The 18,762-nt window shown below is 67.3% G+C and carries 21 protein-coding genes; 15 read left to right on the top strand and 6 right to left on the bottom strand.

Annotated elements, in window-relative coordinates; all coding sequences use genetic code 11:
• Positions 1-466: 466 nt before the first annotated feature.
• The 4 genes from AB0O34_RS07780 to AB0O34_RS07765 all read left to right on the top strand — a co-directional run bounded on the left by AB0O34_RS07780 (position 467) and on the right by AB0O34_RS07765 (position 4,448).
• Positions 467-2,554 (top strand): prolyl oligopeptidase family serine peptidase, encoded by a 2,088-nt coding sequence (locus AB0O34_RS07780; RefSeq protein ID WP_363913808.1) that lies wholly within the window; start codon positions 467-469, stop codon positions 2,552-2,554.
• Between the two features lie 350 nt (positions 2,555-2,904).
• Positions 2,905-3,729, top strand: a complete 825-nt coding sequence (locus tag AB0O34_RS07775) for a hypothetical protein (RefSeq protein WP_363913806.1) — start codon at positions 2,905-2,907, stop codon at positions 3,727-3,729.
• A gap of 48 nt (positions 3,730-3,777) precedes the next feature.
• Complete coding sequence (locus AB0O34_RS07770) at positions 3,778-4,038, top strand: type II toxin-antitoxin system prevent-host-death family antitoxin (RefSeq protein ID WP_363913804.1); 261 nt, start codon at positions 3,778-3,780, stop codon at positions 4,036-4,038.
• Positions 4,023-4,448, top strand: coding sequence for a PIN domain-containing protein (locus tag AB0O34_RS07765; RefSeq protein ID WP_363913802.1), 426 nt, complete (start codon positions 4,023-4,025; stop codon positions 4,446-4,448). The genes AB0O34_RS07770 and AB0O34_RS07765 overlap by 16 nt, the downstream gene beginning before the upstream one ends.
• 61 nt (positions 4,449-4,509) lie before the next feature.
• On the opposite strand, the gene AB0O34_RS07760 is transcribed toward AB0O34_RS07765, so the two are convergent.
• Positions 4,510-4,722, bottom strand: coding sequence for a hypothetical protein (locus tag AB0O34_RS07760; RefSeq protein ID WP_363913800.1), 213 nt, complete (start codon positions 4,720-4,722; stop codon positions 4,510-4,512).
• 25 nt (positions 4,723-4,747) lie between these two features.
• Between AB0O34_RS07760 and AB0O34_RS07755 the strand changes: the two genes are divergently transcribed.
• A complete protein-coding gene (locus AB0O34_RS07755; RefSeq protein ID WP_363913798.1) occupies positions 4,748-5,296 on the top strand; it encodes an endonuclease/exonuclease/phosphatase family protein in 549 nt (182 codons plus the stop codon).
• 69 nt (positions 5,297-5,365) lie between these two features.
• Here AB0O34_RS07755 and AB0O34_RS07750 read toward each other — a convergent pair whose 3' ends face one another.
• Entirely contained in the window at positions 5,366-6,148 is a 783-nt protein-coding gene (locus AB0O34_RS07750; protein WP_363913796.1) for an ATP-binding protein, read from the bottom strand.
• Between the two features lie 362 nt (positions 6,149-6,510).
• Between AB0O34_RS07750 and AB0O34_RS07745 the strand changes: the two genes are divergently transcribed.
• From AB0O34_RS07745 to AB0O34_RS07700, 10 genes are all read left to right on the top strand, one after another.
• Complete coding sequence (locus AB0O34_RS07745) at positions 6,511-7,362, top strand: helix-turn-helix transcriptional regulator (RefSeq protein ID WP_363913794.1); 852 nt, start codon at positions 6,511-6,513, stop codon at positions 7,360-7,362.
• A 12-nt stretch (positions 7,363-7,374) separates the two neighbouring features.
• On the top strand, positions 7,375-7,602 hold the full coding sequence (locus tag AB0O34_RS07740; RefSeq protein ID WP_363913792.1) for a DUF397 domain-containing protein: 228 nt from the start codon (positions 7,375-7,377) through the stop codon (positions 7,600-7,602).
• The gene (locus AB0O34_RS07735; protein WP_363913790.1) at positions 7,599-8,015 is read left to right on the top strand and encodes a hypothetical protein; all 417 of its coding nucleotides are present in this window, start codon (positions 7,599-7,601) and stop codon (positions 8,013-8,015) included. The genes AB0O34_RS07740 and AB0O34_RS07735 overlap by 4 nt, the downstream gene beginning before the upstream one ends.
• A gap of 105 nt (positions 8,016-8,120) precedes the next feature.
• Entirely contained in the window at positions 8,121-9,329 is a 1,209-nt protein-coding gene (locus AB0O34_RS07730) for a helix-turn-helix transcriptional regulator (protein ID WP_363913788.1), read from the top strand.
• 179 nt (positions 9,330-9,508) lie between these two features.
• The gene (locus AB0O34_RS07725; RefSeq protein ID WP_363913786.1) at positions 9,509-10,387 is read left to right on the top strand and encodes an SAM-dependent methyltransferase; all 879 of its coding nucleotides are present in this window, start codon (positions 9,509-9,511) and stop codon (positions 10,385-10,387) included.
• A gap of 123 nt (positions 10,388-10,510) precedes the next feature.
• On the top strand, positions 10,511-11,542 hold the full coding sequence (locus tag AB0O34_RS07720; RefSeq protein ID WP_363913784.1) for a hypothetical protein: 1,032 nt from the start codon (positions 10,511-10,513) through the stop codon (positions 11,540-11,542).
• 8 nt (positions 11,543-11,550) lie between these two features.
• Positions 11,551-12,537 (top strand): thymidylate synthase, encoded by a 987-nt coding sequence (locus AB0O34_RS07715; protein WP_363913782.1) that lies wholly within the window; start codon positions 11,551-11,553, stop codon positions 12,535-12,537.
• Positions 12,538-12,543: 6 nt separating this feature from the next.
• A complete protein-coding gene (locus tag AB0O34_RS07710) occupies positions 12,544-13,044 on the top strand; it encodes a nucleoside-diphosphate kinase (protein ID WP_363913780.1) in 501 nt (166 codons plus the stop codon).
• Positions 13,041-14,279 (top strand): hypothetical protein, encoded by a 1,239-nt coding sequence (locus AB0O34_RS07705; protein WP_363913778.1) that lies wholly within the window; start codon positions 13,041-13,043, stop codon positions 14,277-14,279. Before AB0O34_RS07710 ends, AB0O34_RS07705 begins: the two co-directional genes overlap by 4 nt.
• Before the next feature lie 20 nt (positions 14,280-14,299).
• Positions 14,300-14,950, top strand: a complete 651-nt coding sequence (locus tag AB0O34_RS07700; protein ID WP_363913776.1) for a 3'-5' exonuclease — start codon at positions 14,300-14,302, stop codon at positions 14,948-14,950.
• Here AB0O34_RS07700 and AB0O34_RS07695 read toward each other — a convergent pair.
• From AB0O34_RS07695 to AB0O34_RS07680, 4 genes are all read right to left on the bottom strand, one after another.
• Positions 14,890-15,615 (bottom strand): 4'-phosphopantetheinyl transferase superfamily protein, encoded by a 726-nt coding sequence (locus AB0O34_RS07695; RefSeq protein ID WP_363913774.1) that lies wholly within the window; start codon positions 15,613-15,615, stop codon positions 14,890-14,892. The genes AB0O34_RS07700 and AB0O34_RS07695 overlap by 61 nt on opposite strands.
• 116 nt (positions 15,616-15,731) lie before the next feature.
• Positions 15,732-16,520 (bottom strand): thioesterase domain-containing protein, encoded by a 789-nt coding sequence (locus AB0O34_RS07690; protein WP_363913772.1) that lies wholly within the window; start codon positions 16,518-16,520, stop codon positions 15,732-15,734.
• Positions 16,521-16,530: 10 nt separating this feature from the next.
• The gene (locus tag AB0O34_RS07685) at positions 16,531-17,601 is read right to left on the bottom strand and encodes an HAD-IIIC family phosphatase (RefSeq protein ID WP_363913770.1); all 1,071 of its coding nucleotides are present in this window, start codon (positions 17,599-17,601) and stop codon (positions 16,531-16,533) included.
• The gene (locus AB0O34_RS07680) at positions 17,601-18,761 is read right to left on the bottom strand and encodes an acyl-CoA dehydrogenase family protein (protein WP_363913768.1); all 1,161 of its coding nucleotides are present in this window, start codon (positions 18,759-18,761) and stop codon (positions 17,601-17,603) included. The genes AB0O34_RS07685 and AB0O34_RS07680 overlap by 1 nt, the downstream gene beginning before the upstream one ends.
• Position 18,762: the final 1 nt, after the last annotated feature.

The raw sequence follows: 18,762 nt of genomic DNA, 5'->3' as shown, positions 1-18,762 counted from the left end.
TCCGAATTACTTTTGTGCGGGATAGATCTCCCCCTGGCATTCCATTACGCCTTCTTCTCTTGCACAAAGTTTTGGCGGAAGGATAACCGATATGGCCGGTCGGCTCTCCCGTCCGCACGTGCCGAGGATCCAGGAGGATTGGCGCCCACTGCCGGGAGAGACGCCTGTGTTTATCGATCGCAGGCGGGGGGGATGGCTGTCGTAACAATCGCCCATTTCGGGCGAATCGCCAGAATCCGGGAGGCTGACATGAATGGATACCTACCGTATCGCGATAGCACTGCGGCGGCCCGCATTGGAGGCGTACGCGGCTGGCAGGCGGAGATTCTTCGCGGCGAGTCGTAGCTGAGTGAGCCGAGGTACTGCGGTGCGTCAAGGCCGCAGTGCCTCTACCCATGGAAGGCGGGGCGACGCATCGGGGGCGTTTGTGGCGCGATTGTTCTACCCTGCCGCTTGGCGCGGCGAGGTGGCGGAGGATCTCTTCGGTCTCCCGGTTTCCGACCCCTACCGGTGGTTGGAAGACGGCGGTGATCCGCGCGTGCTGGACTGGGCAGCGGCCCAGGATCGTCTCTTCGGCGCGTATCGCGCCGGATGGAGTGACAAGCAATCGTGGGCGTCTTTGGTGGATCAGGTGTCATCCTTCGGCGTGTCGGAGCCTCCGATCGCGCGTGGTCCGGTCATGTTCCTTGCCGAGCAGCTGCGTGGGGATGAGCAACGGCGGCTGGTCGTCGCCGACGCAGAGGGGAACAGGCGGGTGCTGGTCGATCCGATAGAGATCGATCCGTCCGGCCGTACCGGGCTGTACGCCTGGTGGCCATCGCGCGAAGGCGAACGTGTGGCTGTCCAGATGGAGGTCGCCGAGCAGCCCGGCAGCGACATCATGGTGCTGGACGTGCGTACCGGCGAGGCGGTGGACGGGCCGTTGCCGCGCGCCCGTAACACCTCGCTCGCCTGGCTGCCGGGAGGGGACGCGTTCTACTACGTCAGCCGTGTTCCCGATGAGGAACTGGCCTCCGGCGACATACGTCTGCAGCGGCGGGTGAGGTTGCATCGGATCGGTTCGCCCTGGCGGACCGACGCGGTGGTGCTCGGCGGCGACGATGCCCCAGACCACTATTACGGGCTCACGGTCAGCGCCGACGGCCGTCATCTGGCGATCACCGCGATGGTCGGGCCCGCCTCACACAACGATGTGTACGTGGCCGAGCTCATCGATCCGGAGGCCCCGCGTTTCATCAAGATCGTGGACGGACGCACCCTACGCGCCCGTGTTCTCCCCCGCTTCCTCGCGGACGGCGATCTGCTGCTGGTCACCGACTACCAGGCCCCGTGTGGCCGCATCTGTATGGCGCACCGGCACGATGCCGACCCGGCTGGATGGCGCACGCTGGTGGCCGAAGATCCCGAGGCCCCGTTGGACGAGTGTCTGGTCCTGGACGACCCCGCACTTCCGCGGCCCCTCCTGCTGGTGGCACGCGCCCGCCACGGCACCTCCGCCGTGACACTGCACGACCTGGCCAGTGGCCGGCCGCTCAGCGGTCTGCCCCTTCCCGGCGCGGGAATCGTCTCGTCCCTGCGCGCAAAGATCCCACACGGACATCACGCGTGGTTCAGCTACTGCGACGCGACCACACCCCCCACCATCTACCGCTACGACGCCGCCAGCGGGAAGACGGAACAGGAAACCGGCGCCACCATAGCGGGACACACTCCAGAGATCCGCAGCCGCACCGTTCGCTATCAGGCCGGCGATGGCACCGAGATCATGCTGTTCCTGTTCGCCCCAGCCGAGGAACACCAGGGCCCCCGCCCCACCCTCCTTTACGGCTACGGCAGCTTCGGCATGCCGATGCGCCCATGGTTCTTCCCCGTGGCGGCCGCATGGGTCAGCGCCGGCGGCACCTACGCGGTCGCCTGCGTGCGCGGAGGCGGCGAAGAAGGCCAACGCTGGCACGACGCCGGCCGCGGACCACACAAACACCGCGCGATCAGCGACTTCAACGACGCCGCGACCTGGCTCATCAACGCCGGTCGGACCACCCGCGACCAACTGGCGATCTATGGCCAGTCCGCCGGCGGACTACTGGTCACCGCCGCCGCCACACAGCGACCGGACCTGTACGCAGCGGTCATCGCCGAAGGGCCGCTATGTGACATGGTGCGCTACGAACACTTCGGCCTGGGATGCACATGGACCGACGAATTCGGTACCGCCTCCCAACCCGAACAACTCCAATGGCTACTCACCTACTCCCCCTACCACAACGTCACGCCCGGAGCCCGCTATCCCGCATTCCTCCTCACCGGCGCGGTAACCGATCTGCAGACCGGAGAGGCCCACGTCACCAAAATGTGCGCGGCCCTCCAACACGCCACCAGCGGTGACCGGCCCATCCTCATGCGCCGAGAACCCGACACCGCCCACGCCGCCTCCCCCGCGAGCAAAGAACGCGCCCTGACCGCGGACATCCTGGCCTTCGCCGGAAAACACACCGGCCTATCACCGAAAAAGACAACCATGCGTCCTCACGAGACCGCCGCAGAACCACACTGAGAACGGCTGGCCTTAACTACGGGAAGTAGGCGGCGTATAGCGAAATACCCCTCAGCCCGTTTGCCATTCGTGATAGATATGTGTCCATTCACAGGTCCTCCTGACCTGCACTACCTGAACGGACCAACGCCCGCACGGGACAGACCCTGCAGGTTTCGCTGTGCCCCATCTCCGCCGGCGACAACGGCGCGGCCGCATCATGGCAACCGAGCGGGCGACCGAGTCTGGATGATATTTGCGACGCTGCCCGGCAGAATCGACCGGAGTTGTCGAATCCGTGCCACGTTGTTCGTCGCTGGGGTGAGAAGAGGCCCACCAGGGCGCTGTCACGACTAAGGGAGATGCGAACGATGCCGCACCCACAGGCCAAGATCCATCGCATGTACGAGCTCGTCGAGCCGATCGCCACCGTCACCTTATCCGAGGTGCCCAACGAGCAGTTCCTGGCCCTCGGCATGCGTAACTACTGGGACGGATACTTCGCCGGCCGGGCCGCGCCTCTGGGGCCGGTGCCGGCCGAGGTGGTGCACGCGGTCTTCTACAACTTCGCCGACGGCGAGGTGGCGCGCCACATCCCGTGGGTGTGGGGGAAGATCACTCCGCAGGAGGCGATCGCCGTACGCGAGCGGGGCAGCGCCGCCGCCCTGCGGCAAAGGATCGGGGAGCTTGCCGACTCCCCCGGTCTGGTGCGGGTCGCCGACCTCGCCACCCGAGCAGCGGTCAGCGCGCCGGCCGAGGGCCGAGCGCTGTACGCCGGGCTCCGGGCGCTCGACGTGCCCGAGGAGCCGGTGGCCAGGCTCTGGCACGCGGCGACGCTGCTGCGGGAGCATCGCGGGGACGGCCACAACGCCGCCCTCCTCGCCCACGGCATCGGCGGCACCGAGTCCCACGTCCTCATAGCCCTTTCCCTCGGGATGAGGGCGGAGGAGTTCGGCCGGATCCACCACCTGCCCAGGGCACAGCTGGCCGCTGTCGTCGACGGGCTGCGCGGCCGCGGCCTCGTGGACGCCGCCGGCGGGTTCACCCACGCCAGCCGGGAGATCAAGCAGCGGATCGAAGCCCTCACCGACGAGCTGGCAGCTCCGGCGTACGACGTGCTCAGCGCGGACGAGCTCGACGAGCTGGTCGCGGAGCTCGAGCCGATCGCCGCCGCGGCACAAGCCGTCGACGACTGAGCGGGCGCGTCAGGCGACGGCCACGACCAAATCAGATAATCTGATTTCATGAAGGTGATGACTGCCACTGAGGCATCTCGGAGCTTCGCGGCCGTTCTGGACGAGGCCGAGCGAGGGGAGACAATCATGGTCACTCGTGGGGGTAAGCGAATCGCGGTGATCGGCCCCGCGCCCACGGCGCCAGGGCGTATGGTCAAGGCCTTCCTGGCCAGAAGCGCGGGAACGCTCGACGCCGATTTCGAGGCCGACGTTGTGGCAGCCCGGGAGTCGGTCGACGACGAGATGAGGGAAACGTGGCCCGACGCCTGATCCTGGACACCGGCGTGCTGATCGCCGCGGAGCGAGGCAGGCTTTCTGTGGACGCGGTGATCGGGGATGCCGATGATGTGGCGATTGCCGCGATCACCGTGGCCGAGTTGCTTGTCGGCGTGGAGATGGCGGACGCGGCACGCCGTCCCGGCCGGCAGGCCTTTGTGGATGAGGTCCTTGCGTTGATCCCTGTCGAGGAGTACACCACGGACGTTGCCAGGGTCCACGCTCGTCTGATGGCGCATGTGCGACGAGAGGGAAAAACACGGGGAGCATACGATCTACTGATCGCCTCGACGGCCGCGACCACTGCGAGAACCGTGATCACGATGGACTCGTCTGCCGCATTTGACGATCTACCGGGCGTGCGGGCACACGTCGTGCCCGCTGAGCACCGACGGCGACCCTGACGGCAACGTCCACCACCACAGCCACATGTGGAGCACCGTCGGCACTCTCCGCTCACAGGTCTCAGCAAGGGAGCCGGCTGATCGCCACGCCTGAAGATGCTGCGGCGTAGAACTGTCGCGCGCCGATGCCGTACCAGATGGACCAGGCGGGTTCGATCTGGTCGAGGTACTGGGCAGTGGCTCGTTCGGCCAGGTCCCACCGTCGCGGCTGGACCTCGGTGACGGCGACGCCACGCCGATGCCTCGCGCGGCGGCTGAAGCCGGATGTACTCACGATTCAGGAGCTCACGCCTGATGCGGTGGAGAGCCTGAAGAAGGCTGGGCTGGATGATCTCCTCCCCCACCAGGCAGGAAAGCCCGCGAAGGGGCCATGGGGGTCGGGCATCTACGCCCGGTTCCCGCTCCGCGCCGGGTCCGTCATCGAGTACGGGAACTTCCGCCAGGCCGAGGCCATCGTCAAGATGCCCGGCGGTCCGGAGGTGTACGTCGCGTCGGTGCATCCGTGCGCGCCACGCTTCGACTACAAGGTCCGGTGCTGGGCACAGGGCCTGCGCGCACTTCCCGCCGCCGAACCCCGAGGATTGGTGCGCGTCCTCGCCGGCGACTTCAACGCCACGCTGGACCACGGGCCGCTGAGGCGCCTGCTCGGTACGGGTTACCGGGACGCTGCCAACGTCACCGGCCAGGGCCTGTCACCGACCTGGCCCGCCAAGGGGTGGAAGCCCATCCCCGGGGTGACGCTCGACCACATACTGGCCGACCCGCGCATCGCGATCCGCGCGTACAGCACCCACCTGATGCCCATGACCGACCACCGCACCCTTTTCGCCCACCTGGTGCTCCCCTGAGGTGCGGAACTGACAATGGCAAGGCCCATCGGCCCATTTGTTCGAAGCGGGCGGCTATTCGAGGGCATCTCACGGCGTGGGAGGTGTTCGAGGGTCAGGGACCGATGGACGGGTGGAGGCTTCCGCTGCTTGAGGAGGTAGGTGCCAGCGGGCCCAGACGGTTTTGCCGGGGGTGTCGGGGAGTTGGGTGATGCCCGTTTCGTGGGCGAGTGCGTCGACGATGGTAAGGCCGCGGCCGTGGTCGGCGTCGACCCCGAGGTCCAGGCGGCGGGGTTGTTCGGGGCCGTGGTCGGTGACTCGGACGCACAGTTCACTGGTCTCCACCCACAGAGAGAGCCTGACCGGGGGCTTGCCGTAGCCGATGGCATTTGCGAGCAACTCCCCCACCACCAGGACGACGTCATCGGCGAGGTCCTGAAGAGCCCATGAGCTGAGGGTCTCGTTCACCACGCTCCCGGTCTTGCCGACGATGGCCAGGTCGTGGGGCAGGTCCCAGCAGACGGTGCGCAGACCGCCCGGCGTCTCGGGCATCGGGGCTCCTCGGGATGGACGTGGGGTACGCGGGGACGGGCGGGATACAGGGGTGGGCTGTTCGGCTTCGCGCATGAGGTCGCGCAACTCCTCGACGGTGCGGGCGCGCACGAGCAGGGGTTCGGGGGTGGTCCAGGTCGCTGCGGCGTAGAACTGGCGCGCGCCGATGCCGTACCAGATGGACCAGCCGGGTTCGATCTGGTCGAACTGCTGGGCAGTGGCTCGTTTGGCCAGGTCCCACCGTCGCGGCTGAACCTCGCTGACGGCGACCCCACGCCGGTGCCGGCCCCTGCGCCGTGTCTCAGCCCCGCGCCCGTTCATGCCGCCTCCCGTTTCCGATACGGCTGGCGCCCGAGCGGCATCGGCGGCTGATCGGCATGCCAGCGCACTCGGATCGGCCTGAGGCTTCTACTAGGGTTGTGCATCAGATCGGACCTCTTCTGTCCGGTTTAAGGGGCTTGTCCCGGCGTCGCATGCCGTGGGCAAGCCCTGCTTTTTTGGGGGGATTGCCAAAATTGGGCATTTCGCAGCATTAACTACGAACGCAATCAACTCAGCACTCTGCGTAGCGGGATTCGGCTAGCCTCATACTGGCCTCGAAGACCGCTGTTTGCAATACCAATAAAAGCAAATACCGTAAAGTCCTTTTTGTGCCCCCACTCGTGAGAATCTGGAGCCGCCACATGGCGTACAGCCCCACGGTCAGACGTCGTCGCCTGTCCAACGCTCTGCTCCAGTACCGGCAGGAAACCGGACTGGACGCCAAAGAAGTCGCGAAACGCCTCGGCTGGCCGGCGAGCAAGCTCACCAGGATCGAGAGAAACGAATGGAAGTTGCCGAGCGTCGGTGACGTCATGGACCTGCTCGACTGCTACGAGATCCACGACGAGGCGCGACGACAAGCCCTCATCACGCTGGCGCGAGAGAGCCGCAAACGCGGCTGGTGGGAGGAGCAGTACAAGGACATCCTCGGCGGCGCGCTGGTAGGACTTGAGTGGGAGGCGTCCCAGATCCAGACCTTCGAGGCACTCGTCGTCCCCGGGCTACTCCAGAGCGCCGACTACGCCGCAGCCGTCTTGAGAGGCGGCCAAGTCCTCGGAGAGGAAGACATTCAGCGCCAAGTGGCGGCACGCCTCGCGCGCCAGCGCAGCCTCGATCGGGAGGACGCGCCCAATTTCTGGGCGGTGATCGACGAGGCCGCACTGCGCAAGCAGGTAGGTGGAGTCGCCGTGATGCGCCATCAGCTACACCACTTGCGCCAGATGGCTGAGCGCCCGAATGTGGGCATACAGGTACTCCCTGACTCAGTAGGGGCGCATACGTCGATGACTGGGCCGTTCACGATCCTCGACTACCAGGCCGCCGAGGATCCCAGCATCGTCTACGTGGAGGTTGGCGCGGTCGGCGACCTATTCCTGGAGAAACCGGCGGATTTGGCTCACTATCGTCGTAAGTATGGCTATCTACAAGCATCGGCGCTGAGCGCCGACGCATCACGGGGGTACCTTGAAGATCTAGTCAAACAACTTGAATAGAGGGCGAGAAACATGGACTCCAGCGATCTCACCTGGCGCAAATCCTCCCGTAGCACTGCGGAAGGCGCATGTGTTGAGGTAGCCGAGTTGTCCGGTGGAGGCAGAGCCGTACGCGACAGCAAGAACCCCACCGGCCCCATGCTGCGCTTCACCGCCAGCGAATGGGACGTGTTCCTGGACGGCGCGAAGAACGGTGCGTTCGTGTGGCAGCACGCATACGAGACGTGCCTCCGGAAGTGATCCCGGGGATCGAGGGCAAGCGCCCCTTCAACACGGTTTCCCCCGGGGCCATCCTCATCACCTCCATCCAGGAAGGCCAGGACCGCGGTGCGCTGCAGGGCCTCGGGCACGACTTCTCCACCACCCACGATTCGGCTGGCCAGCCGTGGGACAGCATGCTGACGCCGGCGTGGGAACCCGGCACGGACCTGCTCACGCTGCTCATCAACCTGGCCGGCAGGGCGTGCTCGACTGGGTATGCATATGAGGCACCCGACGATGCGACTCTCGAGGACGCCGCGTCGGCGATCCTCATCCAGAGTGAGGCCAGCCTGAGCCGGCCTGTAGCAACGTCTGGCTTCACAGCTGACAGCGCCCCGTCCTCCTCCGGGAGGGCGTGGCGCTTTCCACTTTGCTACACCTTCGTGCCGTAGCCAAGAAACACCGCCGGGGGACACTGTGTACCCGGAAGAAGGCTAGGCCCGTGTACAGGGTGTCCCCGACACCTACGGTAGAGGTCTCGTTCGGAAGGCGGCCCCGTGGCAGAAATCGAAGAGACAATCGGGCAACGTGTGCACAGGATCCGCCGAGCGAGAGGCATTGATCGTGCCGTCCTCGCTGAGCAGCTCGGCTATTCCGCTGAATGGCTGAAAAGCGTCGAAACCGGGAAGCGGCAGCTCGATCGCTACTCCGTCATCACGCAGATCGCGGATGCTCTCCAGGTCGAGGTGGTCACCCTGCTGGGACTTCCGCACGTCACCGCGGGCGACCACGATCAGCAACGTGCCCACATCGCTATCCCCTCGCTGCGAAAGGTTCTCTTGCGGGGATACCTCCCCAGCCGACGTGCCGGAGCGCCTTTCGCTCTGGATGAGCTGCGGGAAAGGGTGAATACGGGGCATCACCAGGCCCGTCATGGCCGCTACGGCGACTTGCTCACCGACCTGCCGCTTCTGCTCGTCGACATCGCTCATACGACGGTCGGGATAGAAGGAGCCGAACGGGAGCGGGCGTGGGGGATGATGGCCGAGGGTCTGCACGACGCCGCGCTGTCCACGAAGAAGCTGGGTTACATCGACCTGGCGACGATCGCGGCCTCGCAGGCGACCAAGGCGGCCGAATCGTCAGGCGATCCGCTGCTCACGACCGCGACGCGGTGGACACAGGCCGAGGTTTACATGGCCGCCGGCGCGGTAGACGAGGCGCACGAGTTGTTAAGCTCCGCCGTGGATGAGTTGGATCCGATGCTCGGCGAAGGCGGCCCCGAGGTGTGGTCGCTGTGGGGCACCATGCATCTGGTCGAGTCGACCATTGAAGCGACATGGCGACGCGGAGGAGAAGCTGCCGGGCACCTCGTGGAAGCCGCCGCCGCAGCGGATCGAGTCGGAAGCGGCCGGAATGCGTATATGACCGAGTTCGGTCCCGAGAATCGCGCCCTGATCGCTCTGCAGGTCGATGTGGAGCTGGGCGCAGGCCCGGACGCGCTGCCCAAGATTGCCGGAGTTCCCATCGACAATCTGCCCAAGGAGCGACGCGCCCGGCATCGCATCACCCGAAGCGTGGCATACAGCCGAGCCGGTGATGACGACGAGGCGATGCGCGAGCTCCTCGAAGGGCATCGCATCGCCCCTGAATGTGTCGCGAATCATCCGCTGGCCAGGGATGTGGTCAAATCGGCCATGCAGCGGGCTCTCACCTTGAAGGGGCCGATTGCCACAATGGTGAACCGGCTCGGCATTCCGCTTTAAGTCGGTCTCCGAAAAAGGGCGATGGGTACACGGTGTACCCGTCGCCCTTCGCATAGCTACATATGGTCTCTCCATGACTCGCCGGGGCGCGTTTGACGCGCGCAGTGGAGGTGTCTCGTGGCCAGTGTCCTCGCGGGTTCTGCGGAACCCAATCACGGTATGCGCGCTGGTGAGGCCCAATGATGATGAAACAGCAGCCGCTTGGGGGTGTCCCGCTCACCCCGCAAGAAATGGCAGACCTGGTAAACGTGCCTTCCCCTGCGGGCGTGTACCAGTGCTTCCTCGGGGACGACAAGGACGCCACACTGGCCGAACGCGCGCTCGCGGCGGAGATCCTCGCCAGCAATCCGGCGATCGGCCGCATCGCCTGGGACAACCGCCGTTTTCTCGGTCGTGCGGTGCAGTACGCGGTGGCCGAGGCGGGGATCCGTCAGATCCTCGACATCGGCTCCGGCCTGCCGACGTCAGACAACGTGCACCGGGTCGCCCAGCAGGTCGACCCGAGCGTGGTCACCGTGTACGTGGACAACGATCGCAGGGTGAGCTCGCACGGGCGGGCCCTCCTCGCCGACGAGCAGACGACGCATTTCCTTCGTGCGGACCTGCGGATGCCGGGTGAACTGCTCACGAGATCGATGCCCACATCAACGGTGCGAACGGCCGGGTGGTGGTGTCTGTCTGCCTCGACGTGCTCGTCTGGACCAACGGCACGCACCACCGCTGGTGGACCGGGCGGTACTCGGCGGCCACAAGGCGCAAGGTGTTCCGGTACATCACTGCGGAGCGACCGGAGAGCGCTGCGGACGCCGTCGCGGAGCGGTGGCGTGAACTCGGTGGTGCGGATCCGCTGGCCCCTGAGCTGGTTGGAGCGCCGGTATGAGTTCATCGCTGTCCGGTATGCGCCCAATCGATGTGCGGCCGGGAGACCAGACCGCTGTGCAACGCACAGCGGCCCTAGCGGTCCCCACGGTCAAGGCGTCGCTCGCGGAGCAGCGCGAGTTCCCCAGCGTCCCCGTGCCGTCTACCAGGGGCTTCTAAGCACCGCCGGTCTTCTCTGAAGCTCGAAACCCCAGCCAGGTCGATGGTGCAGAGGGAGGATCCGCCGTCCACCCCCTGCACCACCAACGCAAGCAGCAGCCCTCCGGGCCGCGGGCACAACCCCCGACGAGAAGAGGATGCGGATGAGGATCGGGTTCAGCTTCTGGGGGTTCCTCGGCCCTGGCATCGTTGACACTCCCGATGGGGGACGGTTCTGGCGCCGGGCGAAGGTTGAGGAACTGCTCGCCCGCGGCCACGACATCGTGCTCTTGCAGGCCGACCGGGATAGGACCGAGGCCGGCCACTCCCTGCCCTATACCTGGGACCCCGGTTTCCCCGATATCGACCTGCTGTACTGCGAATGGCGCTGGCCCCTGCCTGGCCGTAACACCACACCGTGCGGCACCGCGGGGCACACCTGCGACCTTCACCGGCAAGACAAGCTGATCAGTCACTACACCCATGCACTGAGCACCCCGACGGTGCTGTGGGACACCGACCGGCAGATCACCGCTGACGAACCCCTGCGTCGGGTGCCGCACGTGGTGGTCTGCGACCCGGCAGTGCACCCGGCCCATGGGGCGGTGTCGGTGATGACCATGATCCCCGATGCGCTGATCGACGCTGCCGATCCCGCACGTCTCGCGGCCCGGCCCCGGCGGCTGGCGTTGGCTTACGTCGGTAACCAATACGACCGCGACCAGGCTTTCGACAAGTTCTTCGCGGTGGCCGCCGGGCAGTTTCCCCATCGCGTCGCAGGTAAATGGACCCGCACCGAACAGTGGCCGCACGTGAACTTCACCGGCCGATGTGCCTTCGACGAGGTGACCGGCATCTACCAAGACGCGCTCACCACCGTGCTCCTCATGCCGGACCGGTACTCCTCGGTAGGGGCGATCAGCCAGCGCTTGGCCGAATCGGTCCTCGCGGGATGCCTGCCGATCACCCCGGCAACGTTGATCGGCGGCACCCGGATCACCCCGCCGCAGTTGCACGCCGCCGACACGGCCACGGTCGTCGAACGTATCCGCTGGGCGGAGCGCATCGATGGGACCGACGAACACGCCCGCGTGATCGCCGACTGTCTGACCCACCTGGATCCTCTGCGCATGTCCCGCCAGGTCGATGTCCTCGAGCAGGTCATGACCTCGCTCGTGCACCTCTACCACCGATAGGAGCGCCCATGCGTCCACCCGTGTTCGACACCTTCCACGAGGCCTACCTGGAGGTGCTGAACGAGGTCGCCAACCGGCCTGACCATGTGATCAGTTCGCGGGGCAACCGGTCCCGCGAATGCCGGGACATCAGCTTCACTCTCACCGACCCTCGTCACCGCACCCCCCGCCTGAGCAGCCGCAAAACCAACATCGTGTTCAACTACGCCGAGGCCCTGTGGTACCTCGCCGGCCGAGAAGACCTCGACATGATCGGCTACTACGCGCCGCGGCTGTACGCGCTGTCCCTCGACGGCTACCACCTGACCGGCACGGCCTACGGGGCCCGCCTATTCGGTCCACGGGGGAACAGCCAATGGGACCGCGCCGTCGAGCTGCTCGGCAAGGACCCTGACAGCAAACGCGCCGCCATGGTGATCATGCGGCCAGGTGAGTTCGCCGACCTCGATAACCCGGACGTGGCCTGCACTCTGGCGCTGCAGTTCCTGATCCGCGACGGCCGGCTGCACACCACGGCGTTCATGCGGGGCAATGACGCCATGCTCGGGCTGGTCTGCGACGTGTTCTCCTTCACCCTCATCGCCGAGTTCACGGCCCTGCAGCTCGGGGTGCCACTGGGCAGCTACACCCACCACGTGGCCTCCATGCACCTGAATGAGCCGGACTGGGACCGCGCAGCCGCGATCCTCGTCGAGCACGCGCCACCACCCGAAAGCAGTCCCGTCATGCCCGCCGATACCTCCTGGGAGACGTTGGAGACCGTGCTGGCGTGGGAGAACCAGCTGCGAACCAACCAGGGTTGGTTCCCCGTCGGCAGCGGGGTCGGTCTCCCGCCGTACTGGGAGCAGGTCCTGCTGTTGTTCGACGTATACCGGCAGATCAAGCACCACCCTTCCGAGCCCGTCGACCCGGCTGTACTCGATGCCTTGCACGCCAACCATCAGTGGCTGGTCGGCTGCCGCTGGCCGGAGGCCATGCCGCAGGCCGGGCGGTGATTCGGGGTGGACTGGTCGCAGTGGACGGTCATCCTGCTCAAACCCGACTGCGTACAACGCGGCCTCACCGGCGACGTGCTCGGCTGGGTCGCCCGCGAGGTGACCGTTACCGGCCGTAGAACCGTCACCGTCACCGAGGAACAGATCCTCGCCCACTACGACGACATGCTGCCCGCTTCGGTATCGGCGGAGTTCGGGTTCGACGTCCCCGCCGGCCTACGGCGGCTGTTCGTCGGCCACCAGGTCGTCGTGGCCCTCGGCCACGGCCCGGGCGCCGCTCCCCGCATCCGCGCGCTGCTCGGCCACACCGACCCAGGAGTCGCCGACGCGGGCACCATCCGCAGGCATTTCGGTGTCGACACGCTGGCCACCGCGCGGGCCGAGAACCGGCTCATCAACAACCTGATCCACAGCTCCGATCACGAAGGCGTCGTCGAACGCGACTTCGGCATCTGGTACGGCGCCACCTACCGGCATTTGCTCACCCAGGTAAGGAGTGCCTCATGACCCTCAGCATCCCCGCGTCCCGCGTGCTGCCTGTGATGCCCGCCGAGCAGCAGGCGGGGCTGGACCCGTACATGGCGCAGATCATCACCAACCGCAAGTCCGGCCTGTCGCTGAACCACATCATCGGCTGCCCGCTGGACTGCGGTTACTGCGTCCGCCACTTCTGGGGCAACTTCGAGCAGAAGGTCCCGCAGCTCCTGGTCACCACCCCCGAGGCGGTGGAGGTGCTCGTCGGACACGAGGCGTTCCGGCCGGACACCACGCCGATCCAGCTGTTCAACAAGGCCACCGACCCGATGCTGCCCGGGGTCAAGCCGCACACCTTCGCCGTCCTCAAGGAGTTGGACCGGCGCGGCCTCACCAACCTGGTACTCGTGATCACCAGGTTCCACGTCTCGGCTGCGGACATGGAGCTCTTGGAGGGGCTGCGCAACGTCCGGGTGACGTTGCTGTTCACCTACTCAGGGATCAAAGACTCTCGGGTCGAACCGATCGCCAAGTCCGACACCACCGTCAGCTCCATTCTCAGGGCGGCGCGTATGCGTCGGCGGACGAAGGTCATTCTCTATTGGCGGCCAATCGTGCCGGGTTGGAACGATGACCCGGAGACGATGGCCGGGGTGCTGAATGTCGGCCGTCACGCTGACGCGATCGTGTTCACCGGCTACTACCACAAGGAGGAGAACGCGGAATACCTGCGGGAACTCGGCGTGCCGGTGCCCTACGGCGACGATTTCCAGCGACGCAAAGTGCTCCCCGGCGAGCTGGACGCCCGCGTGGTGCAAGCGTGGCGGGACTCCGGGATCGCCACACCGCTGTTCCGCAAGACCTCGTGCGGCGTCACCTACGCCCACCAGGTGGCCGACTACAACGGGCACCTGGGCGTGCCGGAGCTGTGCGACATCTGCCCGGTGGCCCAAGTCGAGCGATGCACCGCGGCGCTCCGCCCGCCCAGCGAGGAGGAATTCCGGGCCGCACTGGAGTCCTTCGGCTACGACACCAGCGCGCCGTTCCTCGTCGAGGACGGGCACGTGCTGACCAGCGCACTGGGGGAGCAACGCCGCTACGCCCTGCAACACGAGCTCGGCTTCCAGGTGTGGGAGGTGGCTCATCCGCACGTACACGCCGCCCACGGCCGCGCTCTGCAAGGCTACGTACTGAGCCCCGAAGAACAGGCACAGCTCGACCAAGCGCGGGATCGGCTCGCCGCAGCCGCCCGCTACGACGACGACTGAACGACCAGGAGAGAGGCACCATGCACAACCAGCCATGGACGACCGCGCCCCTGGTCGCCGTCGATCTGGAGGGCACCGGCAGCCAGGACCGCGAGACCGAGGCCATCCTGGAAGTCGGGGTGGTCCCGCTAGACGCCGGCCGTCCGCTCATGGCGGGCTCGTACCACTCACTGGTGAACCCGGAGCGGCATGTCCCACGCCGCTCCTGGATCTCGGCTAGTTTCTCCGACGACGTGCTCGCATCCGCCCCGCCGCTGGACGTCGTCACCCCGGAGTTGGTGACCCGCCTGGATGGGGCGTACATCGTCGGCCACAACGTGCTGGTGGACTGGCGGCTGCTGTCGCTGCGCTGCCCCGGGGTCCGGCCGGCCGCGCTGATCGACACGCTGAAACTGACGCGGCTGGTCCACAGGGGTACCCGGCGACACAGCCTGACCGCCCTCCTGGCCCACTACCAGCTCACCGACGAGGTGACCCAACTCGCTGGCGGTGGGGAGCCGCACCGCGCCCTGTGGGACGCAGTCGGCGCCGCCCTGCTGCTCGGCACGCTGATTGCCGAACTACCCAGCGATGGTCCCGTGTCCGTCTCAAAGCTACGTGAGGTGGCTGGTCAGCCCATCGGTGGTGGAGCTACGGAAGATGCTCCTGGGCAAATTCCACTGCTGTTCTGACTGCTTGTCTTTCTATGGCCCGGACCGGTGACGAGCGCCGCGGAGTAGCCCGGGGCGATGTCGAGCCAGCGGACCGGCCACACCGCTCCGGGGAGGGAACGCGACAGTACGGTACCGTGCGGGGCGCTTGCTTCTCGGTGTACCAGGACGTCCCTGAGGCCGGCGAGGCCCACGCCCACCGCCTTGACGTAGGCCTCCTTGGCACTCCACAGCTCGAAGTAGTCGGTGTGGCGGGCCGCCGGGTCGGCGTAGTGCAGGCGGTCGACCTCCGCGGGCTGGTACATGCGCCTGGCCATCTCCAGGCAGTCGAGGTCCTGGCGGATCCGCTCCACGTCGACGCCCACGCGCGAGCCCGGTGGCGTCACGGCCACCAGGGCCCACTCCCCCGAGTGCGACAGGTTGAAGTCGAGCGGGGGACGGCCGTCCGGCAGCGCCAGGTACGGCCGCCCCTCCGCCTCGGTGCGGAAGTCGAGCATCGGAGCGCGCACGCCGCACAGCCGGCCGAGGATGGCGCGGAGGGCGGCGTGCGCGATCGTGAAACGGTGCTGCTCGGTGGAGCACGCCAGCCGGGACGCCCGCTCGCGTTCGGCGTCGGAGAGCATCCGCCACCAGCGTGGGTCGTCCGGCTGGTCGAGGTGGATCCGAAAGACGCGGGGGCCGGCCACGCTCGCCTTCTCAGCGTCTCGGTCGAGGTAAATACGCCAGACGCGGGGCCCGGTCGCGCTCGCCTTCCCAGCGACTCGACCGAGGTTGATCCTGCTAACCCGGGGCCCGGTGACGTTCACCTGCGCAGCGCCTCGGCGATGTACTTGTGGGTGAGGGCCGCCTGTTCGAAGACCGCGAAGTGCCCGCCTACGAACGGATGCAGCGCGAACCGCCGCGAGGTGTGCTCCTCCCAGCCGTCGACGAGGCTCCGGTCGACCCTCGGGTCCTGGGCGCTCGGCATGGCCGTGATTGGGATGTCCAGCGGCGGCCCCTCCTGGTACTCGTAGGTCTCCTTGACGGTGAAGTCGGCCTGGATGGCCGGGAGGATCATGTCGAGCACTCCGGGGTCGGCCAGCAGCCATTCCGGCGTACCGCCGAGCTTGCGCAGCAGGTCGACCACCTCTGGCCGGGTCATGTCCCGCACGTACGGCCCGGGATCGAACGACAGGTGCGGGGCGACCGACCCGGAGACGAACAGGTGCGCCGCCTCCGGCCCGCCACGGCGGCGGATCTCCCGCAGCAGCTCGAACCCCACCAGCGCGCCGAGGCTGTGCCCGTAAATGGCGTACCGGCGGCCTTCGGGGCCGAGCGTCAGATCGGCGAGCACGACGTCGGCGAGCTCGGCGACCAACGGCTTCATGTGCTCGTACGGCGTCTCCCTGAGCCGGTTGTCCCTGCCGGGCGGCTGCACCGGCAGCACGGCCACCCCCGGCAGCTTGCGCTGCCACACCCGAAAGGCCGAGGCCGCGCCGCCGGCGTGCGGCAGGCAGTACAGCGCCAGCGCGCCCGGCTCGGCCCCGGTCTGGCCCCGGAACGGCAGCCACCGGCCCATCACGTCACTGCTCGTCAGGTCGTGGACGGTCATCTCTGCCTCATCAAAGGATCTCTAGCTGGACATACGGCGGCGGTGGCTGCAGGTTGGAGAGGTCGGCCTCCAGCACCACGTGGGCGCCGTCCCTGCTCGCCTCGCGGAACCCCGCGAAGGCGTAGGTGATCTGCATCATCCGGTTGCGGCCGGTCTCCACGAAGTCGGCCCGCAGGGCGACGCCCGCCTCGTCCGCGAGCCGCATGATGTGGTTGAGCAGCACCATCCCGACCCCCCGGGACATCACGCGGCACGACATCAGCATCATGCACAGCCGCCAGACCTTCTCGTCCTTCTCCACCAGCGCGAGCCCGATCTTGCCGTAGCTGCCGAACCTGTCGGTGAGCGAGGCGACCAGGAGCAGGTGGTCCGGGGAGTCGCGAAGCGCGTCCAGTTCCTCGTAGGAGTACGTGCGCCCGGTCGAGTTGAGCTGGTTGGTGCGTACGGTCAGCTCCTCGGCCCGCTGGAGGTCCTCGCGGCGGGCCGGTGCGATGGTGAACGCCATCTTCAGGCCCGCGAGGAACTCCTCGTTGGTGCCGACGAACTCGCCCTCCAGCTCGTCCCTGGCGATCTGACCCTGGTACATCACGCGGCGCTGCGCGGACTCGTCGGTGACGAACCGGGGGATGAACAGCGGCTGTGCCAGCGCCTCGTCCAGATCGGCGACGTCGACGCGGGTCACCTCCGGCACCTCGTGCGCCACCTCGGCCAGCTCGAACTCCTGGTCGTCGACGAACGCGAACGCGTCGAGCCCGAGGTTGAGCGCCTTGGCTATCCGGCGGATCGAGTCGGACTTGGCGTTCCAGTTGATCTGCGGGAAGAGGAACAGCTCCGCGAGGCCGAGCGCCCGCAGCTTCTCGACCGCCGTGTCGTGGTCGTTCTTGCTGGCGACGGAGTGCAGGACGCCCATGGCGTCGAGCCGCCGGATGTGGGCAACGACCGACGGCCGTACGGTGACGTCGGCGTCCTCCAGCAGCACTCCGTCCCACAGGGTGTTGTCGAGGTCCCACACGATGCACTTGACGCGCCCCTGCACCGGCTTCTCAGGGAGTACGGCGACGCTCTCCTGGGCCACGCTCATCACATCATCTCCCTGTCCACCTGCCCAGCGATGGTGATCCGCTGGATCTCGTTGCTGCCCTCGATGATCTCCATCACCTTCGCGTCCCGGTAGAAGCGCGCCACGGGGTAGTCCGGGCTGCAGCCGTTGGCGCCGTGGATCTGCACCGCCTCGGAGGCGTGCCTGGCGGCGGCGGTGGACGCGAAGTACTTCGCCACCCAGGTGGCCATGAGCGTGGACGCCTCGCCGGCGTCCTTCAGCCGTCCCGCCTCCGCGCACAGCAGCCGGGCCGCCCGCGCGTCGGTGATCATGTCGGAGAGCTTCGCCTGGATCAAAGGCCGGTCCCGCAGGACCGACCCGCCGACCTCACGGCGTGCGGTGTAGGTGGCGCACGCCTCCAGGCACGCCTGGATGATGCCGACCGAACCCGAGGCCACGCTGTAGCGTCCGAGGTCCAGCGTGCCGGTCAGCACCATGCCCGCGGTGAACCCGCTGGGGCCGAGCAGCGCGTCACCGTCGAGCCGCACATCCTGGAACGACACCTCCGCGATCATCGACGCGCGGGTTCCGAGCATGTCCTCGATCGGGCGGACCTGCACCCCGGGGGCGTCCCTCGGGACCAGGAAGGCCCCGATGCTGGACGCGGTCCTGGCGAACACCAGGTACACGTCCGCCCGCTGGCCTCCGGTGATCCACTTCTTGACGCCGTTGAGCACCCAGCCGCCGCCGGACTCGGCGGCGGTGGAGGTGATCCCCGAGGCGTCGCTGCCCGCGCCGGGCTCGGACAGGCAGAACGCCCCGAGGACGTCCCCCCGGCACAGCGCCGGCGCCCACCGCTCGCGCTGGGCCGAGGTGCCCCACCGCTGCACGGCCCACGACACCATCGTGTGCACCGTGAGCAGGCTGCGCACCGACGAGCAGCCGCGTCCCACCTCCTCGTGAACCTGGCCGAGGGTCACCATGTCCATCCCCGCGCCGCCCGCCTCGGGCGGCAGGAACGGGGCCCACAGGCCCGCGGCGGCGATCTGGCCGAGCAACTCCTCGGGTACGCGGCCCTTCTGGTCGTAGGAGTCCGCGTACGGGGCGATGTGGGTGTCGACGAACGCGCGTGCGGAACGACGGTCCACGACCTGGACCGTGTCCGGCGCGAGGTCCGGCGCCACCTGTACCGGGGTCGCCACC

Source organism: Sphaerisporangium sp. NPDC088356 (genome assembly GCF_040685555.1).
Taxonomy (GTDB): Bacteria; Actinomycetota; Actinomycetes; order Streptosporangiales; family Streptosporangiaceae; genus Sphaerisporangium.
This window is presented reverse-complemented; position numbering and strand designations above follow the sequence as displayed.